Origin of the sequence: Pseudomonas sp. B21-048 (genome assembly GCF_024748615.1) — a bacterium.
GTDB lineage: Bacteria > Pseudomonadota > Gammaproteobacteria > Pseudomonadales > Pseudomonadaceae > Aquipseudomonas.
In genome coordinates this window covers 4,048,691-4,072,689 of record NZ_CP087168.1, presented here as the reverse complement: position 1 = coordinate 4,072,689, position 23,999 = coordinate 4,048,691, and the positions used below count along the sequence as shown (strand labels likewise).

Sequence of the window (23,999 nt, the reverse complement as noted above, 5' to 3'; positions counted from 1 at the left end):
GTCACAGCACCAAGGACATGAATGTACACTTGTGCACTGAAATTTTTATTCAAGCCCCTTTTCGGGCCTGTACGGGTGCCTAAGACTGCCGCACTTTCGTCGTTCACGCCAGTCGCAGATAGCCGAAAGGCCTTTGCTACTGCACCCAGCGCTGCAAAATCTGCTGCAAATCGGTGCGTTTGAAGGGCTTGGCCAGGTAATCGTTCATCCCCGCTGATAAGCAGGCTTCGCGGTCGCCCTGCAAGGCATTGGCCGTCAGGGCGATGATCGGCACGTCAGCACAGCCAGGCAATCGGCGAATCTGTCGGGTGGCCTCATAGCCGTCGATGACCGGCAATCGGCAGTCCATCAGAATCGCTTCGAAAATCAGGCTTTCGGCACTACGCACCGCTTGTGCACCATCGGTGACGACGCTGACAGTAAAGCCCAGACTGCGCAACATTGCTTCGACAACGGTGCGATTGACCGGGTTGTCCTCTACCAGCAGCACATGGCGACCTTCGCCGTGATCATCGCCGATAGGGCCTCGTGAGGTCAGCAGCGGCAGTGGCTGCTTGTACAGAGCCAAAGGGATTTCCAGGGTGAACACCGAGCCAACGCCTTCTTGGCTTTGAGCGCGCAAGGTACCGCCCATCCGCTCAGCCAGCGTGCGGGCAATCGGCAGCCCCAGTCCGGTGCCGCCGTAACGTCTTGAAATAGAACTATCGGCTTGCTGGAACGCGTTAAACATCAACTCCAGGCTTTCGGCCGAGATGCCAATGCCGCTGTCGCGCACGGTGCAGGTGAACCACAGCAATTCATGATCCAGGGCCTGCCACTGCGGTTCGAGGGTGACGCGGCCGCGTTCGGTAAACTTCAGCGCATTGCCGACCAGATTCACCAGAATCTGCCGGATCCGCGTCGGATCGCCCTGAACTTGAAGGGCGCGCATGTCCTCGGGGATCCGCAGTTGCAGGTCGAGCCCGCGTTGCGCCGCGCTGTGCTGGAATGACTGGGCGCAACTGCCGATCAGGTCCGCGAGGTTGAACGCAATGTGCTCCAGCTCCAGTTCCGAACGCTCGATGCGCGAGAAATCGAGAATGTCGTTGATCACTTTGAGCAGATGTTCGGTGGATTCCGAGGCGAGCGCCGCATACTCGATCTGCTCGTCGGTCATCTCGGTGGTTTCCAGCAGTTGCAGCATGCCCAGCACGCCATTCATCGGCGTGCGCAGTTCGTGACTCATCATCGCGAGGAAATCGGATTTGGCGCTGTTGGCCTTTTCCGCTTCCTCGCGAGTCTGGATCAATTGGGCCATGGCCTGATGCTGTTCGCGACTGGCTTGCTCAAGGCCTTGGGCAAGGTTGTTGATGTGCTGCGACAGGGCGCCCAGTTCGGTGTCGTCGACAATCGGCAAGGGCGTTTTGTAGTCGCCTTCCTGGATCGCCTTGACCGCATTGCCGATGTCGTGGATCGGTTGCGACAGGCTGCCGGCCAGACGCCGAGCCAGCAGAAACGTAAACAGCAGAGCGAACAAGGCGAGGATCCCGGCCTTGAAAAGGATTTCCTGCTGGCGCTGGTTGAAGGCGTCATTGGACAGGCCGACGATCACCCGGCCCAGATAATCCTCGCCCGGCGCACTGGCGACGGTACGGCTGTTCTGGAAAAAATCACTGTGGAGCGTGATGCGTTGCAGGCGTACCGGTGCCTGGAATACTTCGACTAGATGTGAACGGTTGTGGGTTTGCGATGGTTGCTCGACGTACACCAGAATCCGGTTGGCGCTGTCCTGCACTTCCAGAAAGCGTACGTTGGGCGTGGCCAAGGTAGCCTTGAGCAAACTCTCGAGCACCTCTTTGTTGCCTGAAATCACCCCGTACTCGGTGGCCGGCGCCAGTTGATTGGCGATCAGCTGACCGGTGTGATCGAGTTCCTGGCGCAGGTCCTGGATGCGCACGAAGGTGAAAAAACTGATCAGCAGCAACGTCAGCAGCAAGGCCGGGCCGAGGCTGATGATCTGGGTGCGGGTATTGATGTCCCAACCGCGACGGAAGGTCATGGGCGGTGTTCTCCTTCGGCCAGCTGTGTTGCGACAGAGGCTTCATTCATCGGTTCGATACTTAATGAACGAGCCACTTGCGGGTTGCTTAAGACCTTGAAGTGTTGCGGATAAAGTGCGCGCGGCCAGGTGCTCGAAGGGCGGTCGAGCAGTTCGTCGAGAATCTTCAGCCAATCGTTCTGGTCGCTGTAAGTACTGGCCAGGCTGCCGGCCCTGACAAAGGCTGCGTTGGGACCGATCAGCGCCAGTTGCCGCGCATAGCTGCTGAGCAGCAGGTTTTTCACGGTTTTCGGGTTGTACAGCTCAGGGTCGTCCAGGCCCAGCAGCACATCACTGTTTTTTAGCAAGGCCTGCAAGGGGCGGCTGTCATGGGTGTTATCCCAACGCTCGGTGACCACTTCAAGGCCCAGGGGCAGGGCGGCCTGACGCAGTTCCTTCAACAAGAATTCGCTGTGGCTGTCGAAAAGCACGCCGACCCGCCGGGCCTCAGGCAGGAGCAGTCGGGTCAGGCGCAATTGTCGATCCAGCGGCGGATCGCTCCAGAGCAGGCTGAGGTGTGGGGGCATTTCATTGCCCAAGCGTCGGCGAGCTTGCAGGCGGCTGATGCGCAGCACCAGTGTCGCCGGGCCCTGGGCGTCTTGCAGGCGCCAGTCGAGGCTGGGCAAGTCGAGCAGAATCAGACGGGTGCCGGCGGGCAGTTGGCCTGGCGCCGGCAGGCTGGCGACAGGCTGGAAGCGCACGCTGTCGGTGGGGCGCAATTCGCTGAGGGCCTGAACGAAAGATTCCACGCCGGGGCTGTCCTCAGCACCCGTCAGCAGAATGTCGGCGGCCCGTGCCGGCAGATTGCACAGCAACCCGGTAAACACCAGGCACACCCCGACCAGCAGGCGGCCAAGGGATGGCGTCTTCGAGGGCGGGCGCTGTTGCATCTTAAAACTCCAGCTCCGCGCTGAAATAGAGCACCCGACGTTCGTCGTAATGGTTGTCGATGAAGGTGGTGGGCTGATTATCGAGGCGTTGCTGGAGGACCCCGGCCAGCTCCAGATGAGCCTTGCCCAAGCCGATGCGTTTGGCGATGCGGGTGTCCACCCGTTCGAAGCGGTAACCGTTGAGAACGTCGGCTCCATAGTAGAAGAGCGCGCTGTTCCAGCCATGGCCCCAGCTGCGTAGCCAACCGGCGGAGCCGCTGTTGCGCGCGGTCTGTTGCGCATCCAGCGGGTTGCTCGCCTCGGCATCGACGTAGGCATACGTCAGGCGCAGACGATCGGCGTTACTGACGCGCCAATCCAGCTGGGTTTCAGTTCCGCTGAAGCGCGAGCTGTTCGAGTTGCTGGCAATGTATTGGTTATTGCGTAGCGGTTCGCTGATCATGCCGGTGATTTCGTCGTAGAACAGCTTCACGTCGACCGCCAGCCCCCACTCTGCGAAGTAGCCGTTGTAGCCCAATTCCCGGGAGCGCATGCGTTCCTGTTCGAGGTCGCCCGGGCCTCGGGTCTTGACGAAATAGCGCGCGCTGTTCTGCCCGTAGGCACTGGGCTGAAGGTTGGTCACCTGATAGCTCCAGTTGACGTTGTTCTCGAACATATCTGGCGAGCGGATAGCTTCTGAATACACCGCGCGCAAGCCGTGGCGCGGATTGATCAGGTAATTGACCGCCACCCGCGGGGTCAGCGAGTTGCCGGTCAATTGTGAGTCTTCGTACATCGCCCCGCCCTGCAACAACCAGTGTTCGGTGGCACGCCACTCGAGTTGGCCGAACGCTCGCCAGGTCGTGTCGTCGAGCGTGCCATTAAAGTAGGTCTCGGAATGGGCCCGGTCGTAACGATAGTTCATGCCGCTGACCAGCCGCAGGCTGTCGGACAGGCTGAGCGTGTCTTGCAGTTCAAGGTTGTAGCGAGATTCACGGGTGCTCTGGTCAATGTCGCCGCAGAGGGTTTGCCGGGCGCCGTTTTGCCATTGCCTCAATACCTGATTGCCCAGCGCACGTTCCGCCTCAGTGCCCGCCGGTGCGCCGGAACCGGTGTAGCGCAGCATGTTACGCGCCAGACGTTCGGTGTAGTTCGGGTTGAGTTGCCACAGTTGGGTCAGCTCCGGGCTGAACGAGATCTCGGCGTCGCAGGCGCGCCACGTCTGCTGGCGATCCCAATGTTGCGCCGAGCCTTGAATATAAAGGCTGTGATCGGGGTTGATGTCCAGGTTCCAGCGCAGCGAGCCGGCATAGTCCTTGGCGATGACGTCGGAATTGTCCCCGGCGGCGGTAATCCCCGAGAACACCGGACGGTAGGTATAGGGCCGCTGGTTAGTCCCGTCCTTGGCATTCAGTTGCCAGTCGATGCTCTGGTTTTCATTGAGCGTCTGGCTGACGGCGAGGCTGAAGCGGTTCAAGCGACGGCTGTCGCGGTAATCGGCGCCGGTGCGGTCCGAATCGAAGCCATCGTCTTGCTGGCCGGACAACGACAGGCGCAAGTCGCCGCTGTCCCAGCCCATGCCCTGGCTGGCGTAGAAATCGTTGATGTCGCGCTGGCCCCGGGTGACTTTCAGCCGCGTGCCATGAGTGTCGGCCGGTTTGCGGGTGATGATATTGACCACCGCCATCAGCGCGTTGGCGCCATAGCTCACGGTATTTGGGCCACGGAAGACCTCGATGCGCTCGATGTCCTCCATGGCCACCGGAATATCACTCCAGTCCACGGTGGCCAGGCCTGCGCGGTACACCGAGCGGCCGTCGATCAACACTTGCAGGCGCCGCGCTTCGCTGGCGTTGGTGCCGTGGTAGTTCACCGCCGCCTGATTACCGGTGATATTACCGACCATCATTCCCGGCACCAGCCGCAGCAACTCGCTGATGTCCCGCGCACCGCTGGCATTGATCAGTTCGCTGTCGATCACCGTCATGCTCCCCGGCACGGCCGCCGGCGACTGCTTCAGGCGCGTCGCCGTCAGCACTTGCGGCAACGGATCGTTGTCGAGGAACAAGTCATCGGCCAGCAACGGCGAGCTGAAGATCAGCGTCAGTACCAGCGGCGAGCGAGGGCAGGGAAAGCCAAAAGACACGGCACGGCCTTGATAGCGATTAGTTGGCGCGCATGTTAACCGAGGACAAAGACTTTTCCAGTCACGTTATGGGCATTTTCCTCGGTTTTCTTGGTCTTCTTCCTACAAGTGTCGGTAATTGATGCAGGGGCTGGCCGCGACCGGGCCGCTCCGTATAATGCCGGCATCGCCACTGGTATGGATTAACGGATTGCATATGACTGAACAGCGCCCGATTGCGGTCCTGGGAGGCGGAAGTTTTGGTACCGCCGTGGCTAATCTGCTGGCCGAGAATGGGCATCAGGTCCGGCTGTGGATGCGTGACCCCGAACAGGCTGAGGCCATTCGGGTCAATCGTGAGAACCCGCGTTATCTCAAAGGCATCAAGATTCTTCCAGCGGTGGAGGCGGTCACGGACCTGCAAGCCACCCTGGAGGCCTGCGACCTGTGCTTCGTCGCGCTGCCGTCCAGCGCGCTGCGCTCGGCATTGGTCCCTCACGCCGAACGTTTGAGCGGCAAACTGCTGGTGAGCCTGACCAAAGGCATCGAAGCCAAGACGTTCAAGCTGATGAGCGAGATCCTCGAAGAGATCGCCCCGCAAGCGCGCATCGGCGTGCTGTCGGGCCCGAATCTGGCCCGTGAAATCGCCGAACACGCGCTGACCGCCACGGTGGTCGCCAGCGAAGATGAAGAGCTTTGCCAGCGGGTTCAGGAAGCGCTGCACGGCAAGACCTTTCGCGTGTACGCCAGCGCCGACCGCTTTGGCGTGGAGTTGGGCGGGGCGTTGAAAAACGTTTACGCGATCATCGCCGGCATGGCGGTGGCGCTGGGCATGGGTGAAAACACCAAGAGCATGCTGATCACACGGGCGCTGGCGGAAATGACCCGCTTCGCAGTGAATCAGGGCGCCAACCCGATGACGTTCCTGGGCCTGGCGGGCGTGGGCGACTTGATCGTGACGTGCTCGTCGCCGAAAAGCCGAAACTATCAGGTCGGGTTTGCCCTCGGCCAGGGCTTGAGCCTGGAAGACGCGGTGACGCGCCTGGGCGAAGTCGCCGAAGGCGTGAACACCCTGAAGGTGCTCAAGGCCAAGGCTCAGGACGCGGGCGTGTATATGCCATTGGTCGCCGGATTGCATGCGATTCTGTTTGAAGGGCGCACGCTTGAACAGGTGATCGCCCTGCTGATGCGCGCCGAGCCGAAAACCGATGTCGACTTTATTTCCACCAGCGATTTCAACTGAACCCTCTATTCAATAGGAACGGAGTGAGACATGAACGATCAGAAAGTAGAAGCCAAGTACGAATCCATCCTGCTGCGGGTGCTGTGGATGATTGTCTATGTGCTGGTCTGGCAAGTAGCGCAATTGATCCTCGGTGCGGTGGTGTTGGTGCAGCTGATCTATCGTTTGATTTACGGCGCACCGAGCTCCAGCCTGATGAATTTTGGCGACAGCCTGAGCCAGTTTCTGGCGCAGATCGGTCGTTTCGGCAGTTTTCACAGCGACCAGAAACCCTGGCCGTTCGCCGACTGGCCGACGCCGCGTACACCGGAAGGTGAAGCCCCACACGTTGTGGGGCCAGCACCACATCCGGCCCGAGATGAGGAACCGAAGCTATGAAACTCTGGGTATTGCGTCATGGTGAAGCCGAACCTCACGGTACTCGCCCGGACTCTGAGCGGGCCCTGACCGTCAAGGGTCGTGAAGAAGTGTTGCGCACGGCCGCCCAATTGATCGGCCAGCCGCTCACCGCCATTTATGCCAGTCCTTTCCTGCGAGCGCAGGAGACGGCTTTGCTGGTGCGTGAGGCATTGGGTTTCGAGCCAGAGATCCGCACCGTCGACTGGCTGACACCGGATACCGATCCGGACAAGGTGGCGGAGCAGCTTGTGTCGGTGAGTGATGTCCTGCTGGTCAGTCACAATCCGCTGGTGGGCAACCTGCTGAGCTATCTGCAGCACGGCGCCGGTTATCCACCGGAAAAAGTCAGCACCGCCGGCCTGGCCGAGCTGGAGAACAATGAACTGCTGATCGGGTCGATGAAGCTCAACGGCATCAAGCACCCGTAATCTGCTTCAGCTGTGGCTTGTGCTTGCGCTTTTGTAGGTGGGCGGTGTTCTTGGTTTTTGTGTGAAATAGTCAACCGAGCACTTGCTTGCTTGGTTGGCTACGCTTGCTCCAGACAAAAAATAAAAATCGCCTGGCGGTGCTGTGGCAGGATTGAGCCGCTAACAACACCAATAAAGGAACTCAACGATGAGTCTGTGGCGCACCACTCCCAACGTCGAGCAGTTGAACGCAATCCAGAAAAACACCATCGGCGAAGTGCTGGATATTCGCTTCGAAGCCTTCGATGACGAGTCCCTGACCGCAAGCATGGTCATCGACCATCGTACGCACCAGCCCTATGGTTTGTTGCACGGCGGCGCCTCCGTGGTGCTGGCCGAAACCGTCGGTTCGATGGCCAGTTTCCTGTGCATCGACACCAGCAAGTTTTATTGCGTGGGCCTGGAAATCAACGCCAACCATTTGCGCGGCCTGCGCAGTGGGCGAGTGACGGCGGTGGCCAAGGCGATTCACATTGGTCGCACTACCCACGTCTGGGATATCCGCCTCACCAGCGATGAGGGCAAGGCCAGTTGCGTGTCGCGGCTGACCATGGCGGTTGTTCCATTGGGGGAACAACCGCCAGCACGGTGAGAATCATTGCATCAGCGAAAGAGACCTCGGGCTCGGGTGTAGAGACTCAATACGGCTTGCGTGTTTGTTGATAGCTGTATTGAGACGGTTTCAATCGGACTTTGTTTGGAACCAACACCTGAGGGCGATAAAGTGAATTCATCAAGGTGTCGGCAGACACGTCATAGAGTGTGTCTCCCGGCTCTTCTGCGTAGGTTAAAACATCAATCATGACGTTGAGTCCCATTCCGCGAATCATGTCTTGCTGTCCCACGAACATCGCCCCGTGACGTTGGGTATCTTCATTCTCGTTGTCCCTCAAAGCGAAGTCTCTTCCGTACGCGTGGGCATCTTTTACCCAGGCAGGGGCTGCCCTTGGTCTGCTTGTGGGCAATATGATATCAAGGCTCTGGAGCATGGAATGCTCGGCCTGACCGCTTTCCTGCAGTATTGAAAAAGCTGCTCTGTAGCGCTTGTCACCGAACCGGCTGCTGGGTTTGGCGGGCTCGTTTTGTGCTTCCAATGAAAAGAAAACAAAATCGTCAGTTCCCAATGAGGTCAAGTCGCCCTCCGCTGTGTTGTTTTCATTGAATACCAACTGCCGTTCGATCAGTTGTTTTCTGGAGAAGAGTTCAACCACATCGTTGGTGCGAAGATCCTGGTCGGAAAAGTGGACGATATGGAATGAGCTGTCGCTGAATTCCTGGAGAAAAAGAGTCTCGGCAGAGTCCAGTTCGATTGATTCGCCAAGGCGCTCTTCAAGTTGCCTTATATTTTTCCTGGACTGTTGCTGGAAGGTAGTCAGGCCGTCTTGCCCGTTATCAATCTGCTTCCATGCTGACCCATTGCGCAACATGTGATCGAAAGCCTCTATAGCCTCTGTGAGCGCCTGACCATCAGAGTCGACAAAGGTCACAGGATTACTTCGGACAAAAAGATAAAGATTCAGACCATCAACGGTTCCGGCAGGATCCGGATTGAGCCAGCGTTGCCACCAAGGCGAGTAGTACCTGGCACCGTAGTAATACAAGCCGGTAGCATCGCGCTCCTTACCGCTGTAGCGAATGGTTCTGTAACTGGCTTCAATTTTGTCATTTCCGGCCCACCATGCAGTCCCTCCGTACGGATAGTAACTTTCCAGGCTGATCAGCTTTGCCTGATCGTTCAATACCAGAGTGCTGGAACCCAAGTGATCATTCAGGCTGTAGTGATATTGATTCTGCGCAGCGGCTGATGGCCCGCCTTTTTCCCAATGCAAAACTTGCACTGTGCAGCATCCGGCCTGCACAGAGATAACGTGCAGAACTTCATCAGCCGACGTGCGGATTTCCAGTCCCGGTAAAAATCGCGTCTCGTGAGTACGCGTTAAAGTGCCGGCGGAAGCGATGCGGATTTTCCGTTGACGCTGACCGGCTTCGTCATAAATGTAGATTTCGGTGTCATTTGGAGCGTTCTCGCGCACCACCTGATCGACTTGCTGCAGACGGCTATTCAAGCTCCAGATCAGATTCTGACCTGGCTGCAGTAGTTTCTTATTGCCGTTGGCATCGAATCCTGCGGCTATTTCGTTCTCGGTGGGTAATTCGCCATTGTCCTTTTGCGGCAGGCCCCGATTGCTGTATTTGGAGATGCCTATGCGCTGCGTCTGGCTGCGGCTGGCAGCGCTGTGAATCAGCTTGGTCAGATTGCTACCTGCATCGTACGTGTAGGTCTGGCAGTAGTTTTCCAATTGCCCGGGGTCAGGTGGTGACTCGAAGTCTGGCAGTTGTGGACCCATCTGGCTGTTGGCCCGCTGCCAGCCCTTTGCCTCTATCAGTTGATATAACGAGTCGTAGGCAAAGGTACGGATTGGTTCGACCTTCTGGTTGCGAAAGAAATAGGTGCGCAGTGCCGCATCATTGATGCTGAGAATATTGCCGACCCGGTCGTACCTGTAACTGAAATGTTGCAGCAATGATTTGCCGGGCAGTCGGGTCTTGAGCTCAAGCAAACGGCCGTCGAGTGGGGAGTAACAGGCTTCGCTGATCAAGCCATTGCCGGCGATCTGCCGCTCGATGCTGCCAAAAGCGTTGTAGTCGATGAAGCTCAGCAGTGATTTCTCTTGTGTTTGTGCGGCGAGTTTCAGGCCCGTCTCTCTGAGTTGGCCGGCGATATTTAAGTGTGAGAACCGGACGTTGCCTCGGGCATCTTCCTGGCTGATTGCGAACCCTGCGGCATTGTAGTGATTGTGGGTGGTTGCGCCGGTACCTGCTTCGTTCAACAGGTTTCTTTCGGCTTCGTCAATCGGCCAGTCTGGTTCGTCTAATTTTTTGAGAAAATGTCGGACCTGCGAGTTGATTCCACCGGTCAGTGCGTAGGCTGTGAAATGCACGGTGCCGGCACTGTCATCATGACGGATCAGCCGACCGCATTGATTGCGTGAGGCAGTTTCCTGGGTCGCGTCACCATAGGTGTAAAAGGCACGGGTTCTGGCTGGTTTGTCTGGAGCTTGCTCGACAGTTTTGACGGGGCGCAGCAATAGGTCATAGTCGGTCCTGACTTGAGTGAGCAAACTGTCCCAACTCATGAGATTTTGACCAGCCATGCCGAGCAAGACCAGCCGACTGCCCGCGTCCACACTACCAATGTAGAGGGGCGCACCCGTGAGGCTGAAAACTGTCAGCAGGTTTGGCCGGGCGTCTGGCTCGGTCTCAAGCAGCTTGTACAGACGAGGGTCGCGGCTGATCGTCGGGCGACCTGCGGCATTATAGGATTGACGGTAAATTCGAGGCTCTGCTGGCTTGCCGAGTGTGTCGCGGTAGTAGGACACAGTGGCGACATTGAGCCCTCGCGGATCCTTCACGGAGACTGTCGGGGTTTTTCTGTGCATGGAAGCAGCCTCCTGAAACAGCTTCGTGTCGGGCACAGTTATTCTCGGTTGCTCCCGACGTGTCAACTGTCAGAAATAACAGGTAAGTGAGGCGTTCGAAGAATGCCCGGATTGTTTTCCATCGATGAAGCGACGCTGTCATCATTCCTGTCAGTTACGGTCATTGCTGTAGCGCACGGTCTTACGGACAATCAAGCCTCGTTTCGCTCATGGACTTGCAGGTATGTCGCAACAGATATTTTTTGCCCACGCCAATGGTTTTCCATCGGGGACCTATGGCAAGTTGTTCGCGGCGCTAGCGCCCGAGTATCAGGTGACGCATCTGGAGCAGCACGCCCATGACCCGCGTTTTCCGGCGGACGACAACTGGAACAATCTGGTGGATGAGCTGATTTATCACCTCAAGCAGCAGCCGGAGCCGGTGTGGGGCGTTGGCCACTCCTTCGGTGGCGTGCTGCACCTGCATGCTGCTCTACGTTGCCCTGAGCTGTATCGTGGCGTGGTGATGCTCGATTCGCCGGTGCTGACCCGCGCCGATCAATGGGTGATCCGTGCCGCCAAGCGCTTTGGTTTCATCGATCGCTTGACCCCGGCCGGTCGTACGTTGGGCCGACGGGAAGAGTTTGCCGATCTGAACGCGGCTCGCCTGTATTTCGCTGGCAAAACCCTGTTTCGTGGCTTCGATCCGGAATGCTTCGAGGCCTATCTTCAACATGGTTTGCAAAAGGTCGGCGACAAACTGCGCCTGCGTTTCGACCCGGCCACGGAAATCAGCATCTATCGTGGTGTGCCCCACACCAGCCCTGGTCGGGCACGGCAGTTGAAAGTGCCGCTGGCGGTGGTTCGCGGGCACAAGAGCCTCGTGGTGATGCGCCATCACGCCCGTTCCGTCGGGCGCATGCCATTGGGCGAGTCCTTGACCCTGCCTGGCGGCCATATGTTTCCCCTCGAACGTCCACAAGACACGGCTACGCTGCTGAAGAATCTGTTCAGTCGCTGGGAAGCTCGCAGTCAACAGGAGTGCGCATGAGCAATGTCGTCGAAGAAGTTCGTCTGAGCCTGCCGCATATCGAGTTGGCGGCGCACTTGTTCGGTCCCGAGGACGGCTTGCCGGTGATCGCCTTGCACGGCTGGCTGGACAACGCCAACAGCTTTGCCCGGCTGGCTCCCAAGCTCAAAGGCTTGCGTATCATCGCGCTGGACATGGCCGGGCACGGTCACTCGGGGCATCGACCGAATGGCGCCGGTTACGCGCTGTGGGACTACGCGCACGACGTGCTGCAAGTGGCCGAGCAGTTGGGGTGGAAACGTTTTGCGCTGTTGGGGCATTCCCTGGGGGCGATCGTCTCGCTGGTGCTGGCCGGATCGTTGCCGGAACGGGTCACTCATCTGGCCTTGATCGACGGCATCATTCCTCCTACAGACAAAGGCGAAAATGCCGCCGAGCGCATGGGCATGGCCCTGCAAGCGCAACTGGATCTGCGAGAAAAACGCAAACCGGTCTACAACCTCCTCGATCGCGCCATCGAAGCACGCATGAAAGGCTTGGTGGCGGTCAGCCGCGAAGCCGCCGAACTGCTGGCCCAGCGCGGCTTGATGCCGGTGCCGGGCGGTTATACCTGGCGCACCGACAACCGCCTGACGCTTCCTTCGCCGCTACGCCTGACCACTGAACAGGCAATGGCCTTCGTCCAGCGCATCAGTTGTCCTGCCCTCTTGGTGGTCGCGGCGGACGGCATGCTCGCCAAACATTCAGAGCTGTTGGAACGTCTACCCTTTAACCGTGAACAGTTGCCTGGCGGCCATCATTTGCACCTGAATGACGAACCCGGCGCCGACCTTGTCGCAGACTGTTTCAATCGGTTCTTCGCCGTTCCTTGACTTGCGCCGGGCAACTGTCGAGGCTGGGCGGGTTGAAATGGGAGACAACCATGATAGATCTGTACACCGCAGCGACTCCGAATGGCCACAAGGTCTCTATCGTGCTCGAGGAACTCGGCCTGCCCTATACGGTGCATGCCTTGAGTTTCGACAAAAAGGAACAGAAGTCCAAGGACTTCCTCAAGATCAATCCCAATGGGCGGATTCCGGCGATTGTCGACCGTGCCAATGGCGATTTCGCCGTGTTCGAGTCCGGCGCGATCCTGATTTACCTCGCCGAGATGACCGGCAAACTGCTGCCCCAGGACCCCAAGGGGCGCTCGGTGGTGTTGCAGTGGCTGATGTTCCAGATGGGCGGAATCGGACCGATGCAGGGCCAGGCCAACGTGTTTTTCCGTTATTTCCCGGAAAAACTCCAAGGCGCTATCGACCGTTATCAACATGAAACCCGGCGCTTGTATGAAGTGCTCGACACGCGTCTGCAAGCCGTGGAATTTCTGGCGGGCGAATACAGTATTGCCGACATTGCCACTTATCCGTGGGTCCGTGGGCATGAATGGTCCGGTGTCGCGGTGGAGGGCTTGTCAGCCCTGCAGCGCTGGATGGCGACCATGGAGGCGCGCCCTGCGGTGCAGCGTGGTTTGCTGGTGCCCGAGCGCATCGATGACGCGAGTGTCGTCAAGGGTGCCCAGGCCATGCTGATCCGATGAATCTATCCATGCGTTCACTCACTGTGCTGGCGCTGTGTTGTTTCAGTCCTCTTTTATTTGCCGCTGATGTCCCTGGCAGTCAGGACCTGCCGATCGTGCCGCGTATGGCCGATGCGCAGATCGTCGACTATCGCCCGGCTGTCGAGCTTGAGCGGATCTACCCGCTGGGATCTATCCGCAAGATCAGTGGTCAGTTGCGCTTTGACGGTCAAGTCAGCGCCCGTGGGCAGGCCACCTCGGTAACCTATGAGCTGCCACCGGAGCATTCCTCCACCGATGCCTTCACCGCCGCCCGCGAAGCGTTGCAAAAACAGGGCGCCGAGTTGCTGTTCTGGTGTCAGGCCCGTGATTGTGGCGAAAGCAGCCTGTGGGCCAATGAAGTCTTCGGCAACGCCAAACTGTATGGCGCCGATAATCAGCAGGCTTATTTGTTGCTGCGTTTGGCGGCCCCTCAAGACAACACCCTGGTGGCGCTTTACAGCATCACTCGCGGCAATCGCAAAGCCTATCTGCACGTCGAGCAGTTCGACGCTGCTGCACCCTTGGGTGATTTGCTGCCAACGTCCGCGACCTTGCTGCGGCAACTCAAAAGCACCGGAAAACTCGATTTCCCCAAGCTTGGGGGTGACCTTGACGACACCTGGTTGCGTTTGATTTCCCGGGGACTGAACCTGGACACCACATTGCGCGTCAGTGTTGCGGGATCCAAGGCCGAAGTCTGGCGCCAGGCGCTGATCGGCCAGGGCGTACGGGCGGCGCGGATGGAAACCGGCAGCGTCGAAGGCTCTGGCCTGCACTTCGAGCTGTTGCGATAAGCTTCATTCGGCGAACGCGTTCTGCGTGTTCGCCTACTCTTGGCTGATTTTTAGACGGACTTTTTTCGGGGTCGCACATGCTCAATAACGATCGGCTGTTGGTGCAGATTCTGCTCCTGGTGCTGTTTGGCGCGAGCTTCTGGGTAATGGCGCCGTTCTGGTCGGCATTGTTCTGGGGGGCCGTGCTGGCGTTTGCCAGTTGGCCACTGATGCGTTTGCTGACCCGTTGGCTCAATGGCCGTGAATCCCTGGCGGCGCTTTTATTGACGCTAGGCTGGATGTTACTGGTGGCAGCACCGCTGGTGTGGCTGGGCTTCAACCTGGCCGATCATGTACGCGATGCCACGGCGTTCATCAAGGATGTGCAAGTCGATGGTCTGCCTGAAGCACCGACCTGGCTGGGCAGTATTCCCTTGATCGGCGAGCGTCTGGTGGCTCTCTGGAACAGCATCGATCAGCAAGGCGCGGCGATGATGCTGGCGATCAAGCCCTATTTGGGGCAGGTCGGTAACTGGTTGCTGGCCCGCAGCGCACAGATCGGCGGTGGCATCCTTGAGTTGACGCTGAGTATTGTCTTTGTTTTCTTTTTCTACCGGGACGGGCCGCGATTGGCGGTGTTTGTCCATGGGTTGCTGGAACGGCTGATTGGCGATCGCGCCGGGTATTACATCGAACTGGTGGCAGGTACCGTACAGCGTGTGGTCAATGGTGTGATCGGTACGGCGGCGGCTCAGGCCGTGCTGGCGTTGATCGGCTTCCTGATTGCCGGCGTGCCTGGGGCGCTGGTGTTGGGGATTGTGACGTTTTTGCTGAGCCTGATTCCAATGGGCCCGCCCTTGGTGTGGATTCCGGCCACGGCGTGGCTGGCCTGGAAGGGCGAGTACGGAATGGCGGTGTTTCTCGGGATTTGGGGGACGTTCATCATCAGCGGGGTCGACAACGTGCTTAAGCCGTACCTGATCAGTCGTGGCGGGAATTTGCCGTTGGTGATTGTGCTGCTCGGGGTGTTTGGCGGGTTGATTGCGTTTGGGTTTATCGGGTTGTTTATTGGTCCGACGTTGTTGGCGGTTGCGTACAGCCTGTTGACTGACTGGAGCAAAAGCCAGGCTCGCGTTGAAGATCGCCGGCCCTGAGGTTTTTGGTTGCGGCTTTTGCCTCATGTCGCCTCGTTCAGTTATTTGCCTGCGGTCGCGACGTTATCGAGCGAATACGGCTTGCAGGAGCTGCCGAAGGCTGTGATCTTTTTTGTGGCGACCCAAATTCTAGGCAGGCGAATGCCCCCCGAACTCGACACAATTGCCGCAGGAGCTAGTCTTGTCTTGGCCCCGACGACGAATTACCGATCATCGGGTCCCGCAGCGGCGCTGGTTCCGCTACAATGCGCGCCGATTTCGACTTGCCTGAGAGCCCACTCATGTCCGCTTGCCAGACGCCTATCATCGTCGCCCTGGATTTTCCCTCCCGTGACGCCGCACTGAAGCTGGCCGATCAACTGGACCCGAAGCTGTGCCGGGTCAAAGTCGGTAAAGAACTGTTCACCAGTTGCGCCTCGGAAATCGTCGGCACCCTGCGCGACAAAGGCTTCGAAGTGTTCCTGGACCTCAAGTTCCACGACATTCCGAACACCACCGCCATGGCCGTCAAGGCCGCCGCGGAAATGGGCGTGTGGATGGTCAACGTGCACTGCTCCGGCGGTCTGCGCATGATGGCCGCCTGCCGTGAAGTGCTCGATCAGCGCAGCGGCCCGAAACCGCTGTTGATCGGCGTGACCGTGCTGACCAGCATGGAGCGTGAGGATCTGGCGGGTATCGGTCTGGACATCGAGCCACAGGAGCAGGTACTGCGCCTGGCCGCGCTGGCGGAAAAAGCCGGGATGGACGGTCTGGTCTGCTCGGCCCTGGAAGCCCAGGCCTTGAAAGCCGCTCACCCGTCGTTGCAACTGGTGACCCCGGGGATTCGTCCGGCGGGCAGCGCCCAGGACGATCAACGCCGCATCCTGACCCCGCGTCAGGCGCTGGACGCCGGTTCCGATTACCTGGTGATCGGCCGTCCGATCAGCCAGGCGGCGGATCCGGCGAAGGCGTTGGCGGCCGTGGTCGCAGAGCTCGCTTAAGCGGCGCCTGCTAAAACCATTCGGGGGTAAGTCGGCGATCCGACTTGCCCGCGAAGCTTTTAAACCTTCAACACCAACTTGCCGAAATTCTCGCCGCTGAACAATTTCATCAGCGTCTCCGGGAACGTTTCCAATCCTTCAACAATATCTTCCTTGCTCTTGAGCTGCCCCTTGGCCATCCAGCCGGCCATTTCCTGCCCGGCAGCGCCGAACTGCGCGGCGTAATCCATCACCACAAAGCCTTCCATCCGCGCGCGGTTGACCAGCAGCGACAGGTAATTGGCCGGGCCTTTGACCGCTTCCTTGTTGTTGTATTGGCTGATGGCACCGCAAATCACCACCCGCGCTTTCATGTTCAAACGGCTCAGCACCGCGTCGAGAATATCGCCGCCGACGTTATCGAAATACACATCGACACCTTTCGGGCATTCGCGCTTCAGGCCAGCCTGTACGTCTTCGTTTTTGTAGTCGATGGCACCGTCAAAACCCAGCTCGTCGATCAGGAACTTGCACTTGTCCGCGCCGCCGGCAATGCCCACCACCCGGCAACCTTTGATCTTGGCGATCTGCCCGGCAATGCTGCCCACCGCACCGGCCGCGCCCGACAGCACCACGGTGTCGCCGGCTTTCGGTGCGCCGACATCGAGCAGGGCGAAGTAGGCGGTCATCCCGGTCATGCCCAGCGCGGATAAATAGCGCGGCAGCGGCGCCAGTTTCGGATCGACCTTGTAGAAACCTCGCGGCTCGCCGAGGAAGTAATCCTGCACACCCAAGGCGCCGTTGACGTAATCCCCCACGGCAAAACCCGGATTGTTCGAGGCAATGACTTTGCCTACGCCCAATGCACGCATCACTTCGCCAATGCCAACCGGAGGGATGTAGGACTTGCCCTCATTCATCCAGCCACGCATGGCCGGGTCCAGCGACAGGTATTCGTTCTTGACCAGAATCTGACCCGCCGCTGGCTCGCCGACCGGTACTTCCTGATAGGTGAACGTCTCCCGGGTAGCCGCCCCCACGGGACGTTTGGCGAGCAGAAACTGGCGATTGGTCAGGGTAGTCATGACAGGCACTCAAGATGAATGAAGTCTTGTTGATAGACCTTCACGGGCAATGTCGCAAGGCGGGCTGACGCTGCGAATGCACATCGATCCAGTGCAGTGATAGTGAGGCCGGCCGTTTGCGATTTTTTATCGTTAGGCATCGATTCCGTGGAAGCACCGGTAATGTGTTTCAAATGGTTAGAACCAAGGGTTTTGGCGGCGTTGTCGCACATCCTCTCGGGCGCTCCTGTGATTAACTGTTTCCCGCAAAACAGACAGGAGTTTGCTTGCTCATGGAGTTGAGAATCGATCGACAGGCATTGGTGCCTGTTGTGCAGCAAATCGTCGACGCATTGGTCGACTGGCTCCGTCGCGACGAGGTATCGCCGGGAACGCGTTTGCCGACCGTACGGCAAATCGCGCGGATCAATCTGCTCAGTCAATCCAGCGTTGTCGAAGCCTGCGAACGGCTGGCGGCTCAAGGGGTACTGGCGACGCATAACGGGGCGGGTTTCTTTGTCGCGGCTACAGCGCTGGCCGTTCAGAGGCAACGGGATCTGCCCTGGTTCGAAGGAGGTGAGCAGCAGAGCGACTTCGTCAGCGAGCTGACGCTGGGTTGCGGCGGATTACCCGAAAGCTGGCGCGAGACCGACGACCTGAGCTATGCCATACGCCAAGTCAGCCGCACTGACATGGCCGGGCTGTTCAACTACAGCACGCCGCTGGGCCTGCCTGCTTTGCGCCAGCAGATCCTAAAACGGTTGAAGCAACTTTGTATCGAGGTGGATGAAAGCCGAATAATGACCACCGCGGGGGCCAGTCATGGGCTCGATCTGATTGTGCGCACTTTGTTCAAACCGGGCGATTGCGTGGTGGTAGAAAGTCCTGGTTATTCGATGTTGTTCGATCTGCTCAGGCTGCACGGCGTCAGTATGATCGAGGTGCCACGCACCCCTCGCGGGCCAGACACCGAAGCACTCGAGGCATTGTTGCGCAAGTACAAACCCCGTGGCTTGTTCATCAACAGTTTTTATCACAACCCTACTGGCAGCAGTCTGACCTCGGGGGTGGCTCAGCAGGTCCTGCAACTGGCCAAGAAAAATGGTCTGCTGGTGGTCGAAGACGATGTCTATGCGGATTTTCACAGCGGCCCCGGCACGCGTCTTGCGGCACTCGGCATTGATGACAACGTGATCTACGTCGGCAGCTACTCCAAAACCCTCAGCAGTTCGTTACGGGTCGGTTTTGTCGTGGCCGGTGCTGATGTTATTTCGCGATTGGCAGAGGTCAAGATGATCAGCAGCATGGGCGCTTCACGATTTAGCGAATCGGTACTGGCGTGCTTGTTGGCCAGTGGTGCCTATCGCAAGTTGGTGCAGCGCCAGCGCCAGCGTTTAAGTATTGGCAGGGAAGCAGCCTTGCAAGTACTTGAAGACGCCGAGTGGGAGGTTTTCGGCAAACCGGTGGGCGGTCTGTTCATCTGGGCGCGATCGCGCGAGTCCGACTACGCTCAGGTGCAAATTCAGGCACGGCGCTTCGGTGTGCTGCTGTCTTGCCCAACGGCGTTCAGTCCGAGCGACCAGGCCCATGACTGGCAGCGCATCAATGTCGCCTATGCGGGTGATCCTCGCGCCCGGGCATTTTTTCAGGCCACTCTGGATCGACCTAAAGCGTTCTGAAAGCGACGCGGACGTAGCTTTTGGCCATTATTCCGACGCCAGAGACTTGTGTTGGCCCAAGCCCGTTGCGAATCTGCATCAACAGACAATGGCAGGGGACTAAGCGCAATGATTTCGGCCGTGCAAGGACGTTTTGCCAACCTCGGTATGGCGAAAAAACTGGGTGTCGGGTTTGTATTGGTGCTGCTGTTGACAGCCTTGGTGGCGGCCATCGGCGTAAGGTCCCTGCAAACCATCAGTCAGCGCTTCGACGGGCTCAAGCAGATGTCGTCGCTTAACAGCGGTTTGCTCAAGGTTCGCCTGCTTGAGCAGGAATACGCCTTGCACGGTAATCCGAAAACCGCGGACGCCTTGCACACCGGGGTGGACGCTTTGATCGCCCTGGCGACCGAACTCAAGGCACAGTCGGCGGCCAATGTGCCGATCATGAATGACGTCGAACAGTCTCTGGGGGCTTATCGCAAGGCGTTTGACGAGTTCGTCTCGCTGAGTCAGGCCAAGGACCTGGCACTGGAAATGGCCAGTTGGTCGGTGTCCAGCGTGGCTAATAACCTCGATGTGCTGCAGGCCGGGCTCACCGATGATGGTGCCTATACCTTGAAAGAATCCGCGGGCAAGGACGGCGCGCAATTCATCGAGCAGGCGAATCAGGTCAGCCAGGTTTCGCGGTTGATGTTGCAAGCCATGAACGAAGCGCGCCTCCGCCTGGACCAGAGCCGCAAGGGCGACGACAGCGGCGGGCAGGGCAAGATCGAACAGGCCGACCAGGCGCTGACCCAGGCTGGGCAACTGAAAACCACGATCAAGGATGAGGGGTATCAGACGGTTCTCAATGAAGTGTCCGGTCACATCGCCGGTTTCAGTGAAAAACTCACCGAGTACACCGACCTGTTGGCACAGGAAAAGACCGTTTACGAACAACTCCATCAGCGTGCCGCTCAAGTAGTGGAGCGAGTGGATCAGGCCTATGTAGCCGAAGATCAATCGATGCAGGCCGAGCTGAAAAAGAATTCGCTGCTGATCATTGGCTCTTCGGCACTGGCCTTGCTAGTGGGGCTGATTGCGGCGTGGGTGATTACCCGGTTGATCGTTGCGCCGCTGCGCAGGGTGATTCATGTTGCTCAGCAGATCGCCGCGGGCGATTTGAGTGCAACGATTGAAGTGACCCGCCGCGACGAGATCGGCCAGTTGATGCAAGCCATGCAACAGATGGGCGCGGGGCTCAGCAGTATCGTCGGTGGTTTGCAGGCCGGTATCGAACAGCTGGCAAGTTCAGCGCAGTCTCTGTCGGCGGTGACCGAGCAGACCAACCTTGAAGTCAGCAGCCAGAAGGAAGAAACCGAGCAGGTCGCCACCGCGATGAACCAGATGACCGCCACGGTCCACGACGTCGCACGTAACGCCGAGGAGGCTGCTCAGGCGGCGCAAACTGCGGACGGCAAGGTCGAAAGCGGTCAGCAGGTGGTGCGTCAGAGCATGACGCGGATCGAGCTGTTGGCGGACTCGGCGACCTCGGCCAGCTCCAGCATCGAAAGCCTCAGTGCGCAAATCCAGAACATCGGCACGGTGCTCAGCGTGATCAAAAGTGTCGCTGAACAGACCAACCTGTTGGCCCTCAATGCGGCCATCGAGGCCGCGCGGGCCGGCGAGCAGGGCAGGGGCTTTGCGGTAGTGGCCGATGAGGTTCGGGCACTGGCCAAACGCACTCAGCAATCAACCGAAGAAATCGAGCGACTGGTCAGTGCCTTGCGCTCGGCGGCGCAGTCGTCGGTGCAGCAGATTCAGAACAGTGGCGAATTGGTGAAGCTGGCGGTGAGCGATGCGTTGCAGACTGAGAGCGCGTTGGGGAGCATTGCGGCAGCGGTGTCGTTGATTCAGCAGATGAACCAGCAGATTGCGGCGGCTGCTGAAGAGCAGAGTTCAGTGGCCGAGGAGATCAATCGCAGTGTCACCAGTATTCGCGCCAGTGCGGATCAGTCGTCATTGGCGATGCGGGGCAATGCGGCGTCGAGTATTGAGTTGGCGCAGTTGGGGGTTGAGTTGAAGGGGATGGTGGGGCACTTCAGGCTGTAGGGGCTGCCCTCCATCATGTGGCGACGGAGCTTGCACCCGTCGGACTGCGAAGCAGTTCCCCTCTTTTTGGGGATAGGGGGGCGCTTCGCGGCCCAGCGGGAGCAAGCTCCCTCGCCACAGGTTACTTATCGCTTGTTTTATCTCTTAGCTGACTGGCATTAAATCTGACCCGGTGGCTTTTCAGCATTCGCCTGATCAGTCGTAGATGACTTTTTTCTTCCAGTCGGCATCAGCCTCGGCGTCTTTAAGGCCTTCGGTCAGTTGGTTCACCTCGCCTTCAACCGGAGCGATCTTGTCCATGACCTGGGCGTTGGCGCGGGCCAGGAGTTTCTCCAGGTATTCCAGCTGTTCAGCGTAAATCTGTGGTTCCTGTTGTTTGCGCAGGTATTGCACACCGCGTTCAAAGGCGAGGCGGGCCTGGCCGGGCTGGTTCTGTTGCAGGGAATGCTGACCCAGGTTGTTGAAGAATTCGATGTGCAGCAGGACCAGGATGTGACGGACCTCACGGATCCAGCGCTTGGCTTCGTTGGTCGGCAGGAAACCGTCCTGTGCGGCGCGGGTGATCTGGCCATGCAGGGCTTCGAGCAGGAAGCGCACGTCTTTGGCTTTGGCTTCGGTCTGGATCGGTGCCGGCGGGTTGTTGACCGGGATCGATTCGCCTTGCGCGACCAAGGCATTCAGTTCGGTAATCCGAGCCTTTAATGTGGCATTGGTATTTTCCAGGTTCAGCAAACGCTGGCAGACGTTCAGCTCCAGACGGGTCAACAGCAGCTTGAGCGCCGGTGTCATCAACTGACCGGGGAAGGTTTCGGTGATTTCGCCGCAGCGACGCAGTCGGTCATTGAGTTCGACCTTGGTGCGGGCCTTTTCCAGCTTGTTGTTTTCCACCACATGGTTCATGTAGCCAATGGCGATCAATAGTGCGATCCCGGCTACGACGAGCAGGGTGATCATGAGTGGTGTCACCGGTAAGACCTCTTTTTATGGGGTTCGCATGCGAATCGAGTGTAGTGGCTTGGCATTGGGGCGCATAGGACCGCTCGACGAGTTGAATCGACGACGGCTCTGCTTATATCGGCCGTATGGCTGCATATATAAGTAAATAGCGCCCGAGGTGCACATTGCCATCATCTCGGCGTGGACTATAGCGCCTTGCTGGATGCCAGAATATAGGCGCCAAAGGTCAGTCGACGGAAAAGCCTGAAACGCTGCTGAAAGCAGGGCGAAGTCATTGATTTAAATAAATTTATATCTGGGGGTTGACGACCCCTCAATCCATCCATAGAATGCGCGCCACTTACAGCGTAAAGCACACAGCGAAACGCGGTAGGGAGTGAATGTTGTACGTGTGTCCCCTTCGTCTAGTGGCCTAGGACACCGCCCTTTCACGGCGGTAACAGGGGTTCGAGTCCCCTAGGGGACGCCAATGCGGGAATAGCTCAGTTGGTAGAGCACGACCTTGCCAAGGTCGGGGTCGCGAGTTCGAGTCTCGTTTCCCGCTCCAGTTTTAAACAGCTTTGCTTTCGGGCAGGGCTGAGTGAAACCAGAACCAAATCTTCGGATGCGGATCTGGGCACCGAAACACACACCATGTGTTCCGGGCAGCGTGTCCCCTTCGTCTAGTGGCCTAGGACACCGCCCTTTCACGGCGGTAACAGGGGTTCGAGTCCCCTAGGGGACGCCATTTGCGGGAATAGCTCAGTTGGTAGAGCACGACCTTGCCAAGGTCGGGGTCGCGAGTTCGAGTCTCGTTTCCCGCTCCAAATTCAAAGAAAACGCCGCTCATTGAGCGGCGTTTTTTTATGCGCGTGAAAAAAGCTGCCTCAACTTCCGAGGCTCTGCACCAGGCTTTCGAGCACTTCAGCGGTTGTGTCCTCCAGCGCCGGTTGTGCGGCTACCGCTCTGAGTTGGCAGGTCAGACGGTATTCGCTGGGCGTGCAGTTGACGAACTGCTTGAAGGCGCGAGCGAAGTAGGACGGGTCCTTGAAGCCGGCCTCATAGCCGATACTGGTAATCGGCATCTGGCTGTTGTCGAGCAGTTGTTTGGCGAAGTTCATGCGTTTGTCCAGGATGTAATCGGTGAAACCAACGCCATTGGCTTCCTTGAACAGGCGGCTGAAGCGGAAGGTTGTCATGCCGCAGCGCTTGGCTAAATCCCTCTGGTCGATGCTGTCCCGGAAGTGCTGGTCGATGTACAGCATGATATGGCTCAGCGCCTGGTGTTTTTGGTGTCCAGCGGTCAGTCGGATGCTGTCCGGCAGGGTCGGGGAGTGATCGATCAACGATGTCTGGCCCTGGCCGTGGACATTTCGGCGCAACTCGCATAACTGCACCACCGCCGTCAGATAGCGCTTTTTCTCGGAGGCTGAGAGCGGAAGCACCATGTATTCCCAGACACTGGAACGCATGGCCCATACCGCCAGTTCTTCCGAGTGCTGCACGGTGAACATGGTGATCGGGATGGTGGGGGTGGTGCGTTTGATTTCCAGCAACAGCCTCAAGCCAGGGGTGTCGGGGCGATCGAAATGGATGCAGATCATGTCGGCCTGTTCCCCGTGGGGCAACACGGAGTTTTTCGTCAATTTGCAGTCGCAGGTACCCTCGAACTGCGCGATGAGTTCCTTCGTGGAACGATCGTGAGTCAGATCGAACCACAGTAGCGATGGCCTTCTGGTCAAATTGGACGTCATGTCTCTACTCTGGGGTTCTTAGCGCCGCTCTTCGCTGAGTAGTATTGCTAACGTTCGATCACTTTGCAGACTAAATGCTTATAAGGAACTCATGCTTTAGTTCTATGCGCTCTATATTTCGTTTGAAAATCGACCCTGCGCGATTGTTTGTTAGCGTGGAATCAATGTCCCGAGCCTCAACCGCTCGTCGCTTGTGAATCAACGACAATCGCATTCGCAAGTCATTTCCTTTTTTACCCCGTCGTTCCTTCCAAAAGCCAATTAACGGTAGTTGGCACCCCCCGCAAAAAAGTCCTAGTGATGTGCAAAATCTTCCTAACGCCTATGCCTTGCTCCTGACTAGGGTTGCATCCAGGCAGAGCAGAACGCACTGCC

General features: G+C 58.4%; 19 protein-coding genes, 4 tRNA genes and 1 pseudogene. 17 read left to right on the top strand and 7 right to left on the bottom strand.

Annotation, left to right across the window (positions count from 1 at the left end; genetic code table 11):
• Positions 1-136: 136 nt before the first annotated feature.
• Genes LOY56_RS19165 through LOY56_RS19155 form a run of 3 tightly spaced genes read right to left on the bottom strand, consistent with a single transcriptional unit; the run spans position 137 to position 5,092 of the window.
• Complete coding sequence (locus LOY56_RS19165) at positions 137-2,038, bottom strand: ATP-binding protein (protein WP_258616570.1); 1,902 nt, start codon at positions 2,036-2,038, stop codon at positions 137-139.
• Positions 2,035-2,967 carry an ABC transporter substrate-binding protein gene (locus LOY56_RS19160; RefSeq protein WP_258616569.1) on the bottom strand — a complete coding sequence of 311 codons (933 nt, stop codon included), beginning with the start codon at positions 2,965-2,967 and terminating at the stop codon, positions 2,035-2,037. The genes LOY56_RS19165 and LOY56_RS19160 overlap by 4 nt, the downstream gene beginning before the upstream one ends.
• 1 nt (position 2,968) lies before the next feature.
• Complete coding sequence (locus tag LOY56_RS19155; RefSeq protein WP_258616567.1) at positions 2,969-5,092, bottom strand: TonB-dependent siderophore receptor; 2,124 nt, start codon at positions 5,090-5,092, stop codon at positions 2,969-2,971.
• A gap of 196 nt (positions 5,093-5,288) precedes the next feature.
• Here LOY56_RS19155 and LOY56_RS19150 point away from each other — a divergent pair, with 196 nt between their 5' ends.
• From LOY56_RS19150 to LOY56_RS19135, 4 genes are all read left to right on the top strand, one after another.
• Positions 5,289-6,314 (top strand): NAD(P)H-dependent glycerol-3-phosphate dehydrogenase, encoded by a 1,026-nt coding sequence (locus LOY56_RS19150; protein WP_258616566.1) that lies wholly within the window; start codon positions 5,289-5,291, stop codon positions 6,312-6,314.
• A 30-nt stretch (positions 6,315-6,344) separates the two neighbouring features.
• Entirely contained in the window at positions 6,345-6,692 is a 348-nt protein-coding gene (locus LOY56_RS19145; protein ID WP_258616565.1) for a DUF4389 domain-containing protein, read from the top strand.
• Complete coding sequence (sixA, locus tag LOY56_RS19140) at positions 6,689-7,141, top strand: phosphohistidine phosphatase SixA (protein WP_258616563.1); 453 nt, start codon at positions 6,689-6,691, stop codon at positions 7,139-7,141. The genes LOY56_RS19145 and sixA overlap by 4 nt, the downstream gene beginning before the upstream one ends.
• A gap of 187 nt (positions 7,142-7,328) precedes the next feature.
• Positions 7,329-7,772, top strand: a complete 444-nt coding sequence (locus LOY56_RS19135) for a hotdog fold thioesterase (protein WP_258616561.1) — start codon at positions 7,329-7,331, stop codon at positions 7,770-7,772.
• Positions 7,773-7,818: 46 nt separating this feature from the next.
• Here the strand turns inward: LOY56_RS19135 and LOY56_RS19130 are convergent, their stop codons facing one another.
• Positions 7,819-10,620, bottom strand: a complete 2,802-nt coding sequence (locus LOY56_RS19130) for an RHS repeat-associated core domain-containing protein (protein WP_258616559.1) — start codon at positions 10,618-10,620, stop codon at positions 7,819-7,821.
• A 223-nt stretch (positions 10,621-10,843) separates the two neighbouring features.
• On the opposite strand from LOY56_RS19130, the gene LOY56_RS19125 reads away from it, so the two are divergent.
• The 6 genes from LOY56_RS19125 (at position 10,844) to pyrF (ending at position 16,139) form a co-directional block, all read left to right on the top strand.
• Positions 10,844-11,650: an alpha/beta fold hydrolase gene (locus LOY56_RS19125; protein WP_258616556.1), complete on the top strand. Its 807-nt coding sequence runs from the start codon at positions 10,844-10,846 to the stop codon at positions 11,648-11,650.
• Positions 11,647-12,501, top strand: a complete 855-nt coding sequence (locus tag LOY56_RS19120) for an alpha/beta hydrolase (RefSeq protein ID WP_258616555.1) — start codon at positions 11,647-11,649, stop codon at positions 12,499-12,501. Before LOY56_RS19125 ends, LOY56_RS19120 begins: the two co-directional genes overlap by 4 nt.
• A gap of 50 nt (positions 12,502-12,551) precedes the next feature.
• A complete protein-coding gene (locus LOY56_RS19115) occupies positions 12,552-13,211 on the top strand; it encodes a glutathione S-transferase family protein (protein ID WP_258616553.1) in 660 nt (219 codons plus the stop codon).
• Positions 13,212-13,219: 8 nt separating this feature from the next.
• Complete coding sequence (locus tag LOY56_RS19110) at positions 13,220-14,026, top strand: DUF4892 domain-containing protein (protein ID WP_258616552.1); 807 nt, start codon at positions 13,220-13,222, stop codon at positions 14,024-14,026.
• 77 nt (positions 14,027-14,103) lie between these two features.
• Positions 14,104-15,159, top strand: coding sequence for an AI-2E family transporter (locus LOY56_RS19105; protein WP_258616551.1), 1,056 nt, complete (start codon positions 14,104-14,106; stop codon positions 15,157-15,159).
• A 281-nt stretch (positions 15,160-15,440) separates the two neighbouring features.
• A complete protein-coding gene (gene pyrF / locus LOY56_RS19100; RefSeq protein ID WP_177409381.1) occupies positions 15,441-16,139 on the top strand; it encodes an orotidine-5'-phosphate decarboxylase in 699 nt (232 codons plus the stop codon).
• A 59-nt stretch (positions 16,140-16,198) separates the two neighbouring features.
• Here pyrF and LOY56_RS19095 read toward each other — a convergent pair whose 3' ends face one another.
• Positions 16,199-17,203, bottom strand: coding sequence for an NADP-dependent oxidoreductase (locus LOY56_RS19095; protein WP_258616548.1), 1,005 nt, complete (start codon positions 17,201-17,203; stop codon positions 16,199-16,201).
• Between the two features lie 272 nt (positions 17,204-17,475).
• On the opposite strand from LOY56_RS19095, the gene LOY56_RS19090 reads away from it, so the two are divergent.
• From LOY56_RS19090 to LOY56_RS27065, 3 genes and pseudogenes are all read left to right on the top strand, one after another.
• Entirely contained in the window at positions 17,476-18,861 is a 1,386-nt protein-coding gene (locus LOY56_RS19090; RefSeq protein ID WP_258616545.1) for a PLP-dependent aminotransferase family protein, read from the top strand.
• Positions 18,862-18,969: 108 nt separating this feature from the next.
• A pseudogene (locus LOY56_RS27070) lies at positions 18,970-20,025 on the top strand (methyl-accepting chemotaxis protein); the annotation flags it as partial.
• 27 nt (positions 20,026-20,052) lie between these two features.
• Positions 20,053-20,934, top strand: a complete 882-nt coding sequence (locus tag LOY56_RS27065) for a methyl-accepting chemotaxis protein (RefSeq protein WP_408980393.1) — start codon at positions 20,053-20,055, stop codon at positions 20,932-20,934.
• A gap of 195 nt (positions 20,935-21,129) precedes the next feature.
• Here the strand turns inward: LOY56_RS27065 and LOY56_RS19080 are convergent, their stop codons facing one another.
• Positions 21,130-21,888 (bottom strand): hypothetical protein, encoded by a 759-nt coding sequence (locus tag LOY56_RS19080; RefSeq protein ID WP_258616534.1) that lies wholly within the window; start codon positions 21,886-21,888, stop codon positions 21,130-21,132.
• A 396-nt stretch (positions 21,889-22,284) separates the two neighbouring features.
• On the opposite strand from LOY56_RS19080, the gene LOY56_RS19075 reads away from it, so the two are divergent.
• From LOY56_RS19075 to LOY56_RS19060, 4 genes are all read left to right on the top strand, one after another.
• A tRNA-Glu gene (locus LOY56_RS19075) sits at positions 22,285-22,360 on the top strand.
• A gap of 2 nt (positions 22,361-22,362) precedes the next feature.
• A tRNA-Gly gene (locus tag LOY56_RS19070) sits at positions 22,363-22,438 on the top strand.
• 104 nt (positions 22,439-22,542) lie between these two features.
• Positions 22,543-22,618 (top strand) — tRNA-Glu (locus LOY56_RS19065).
• 3 nt (positions 22,619-22,621) lie between these two features.
• Positions 22,622-22,697 (top strand) — tRNA-Gly (locus LOY56_RS19060).
• A gap of 60 nt (positions 22,698-22,757) precedes the next feature.
• Here the strand turns inward: LOY56_RS19060 and LOY56_RS19055 are convergent.
• Positions 22,758-23,624 (bottom strand): DNA-binding response regulator, encoded by an 867-nt coding sequence (locus tag LOY56_RS19055; RefSeq protein ID WP_258616533.1) that lies wholly within the window; start codon positions 23,622-23,624, stop codon positions 22,758-22,760.
• Between the last annotated feature and the right edge of the window lie 375 nt (positions 23,625-23,999).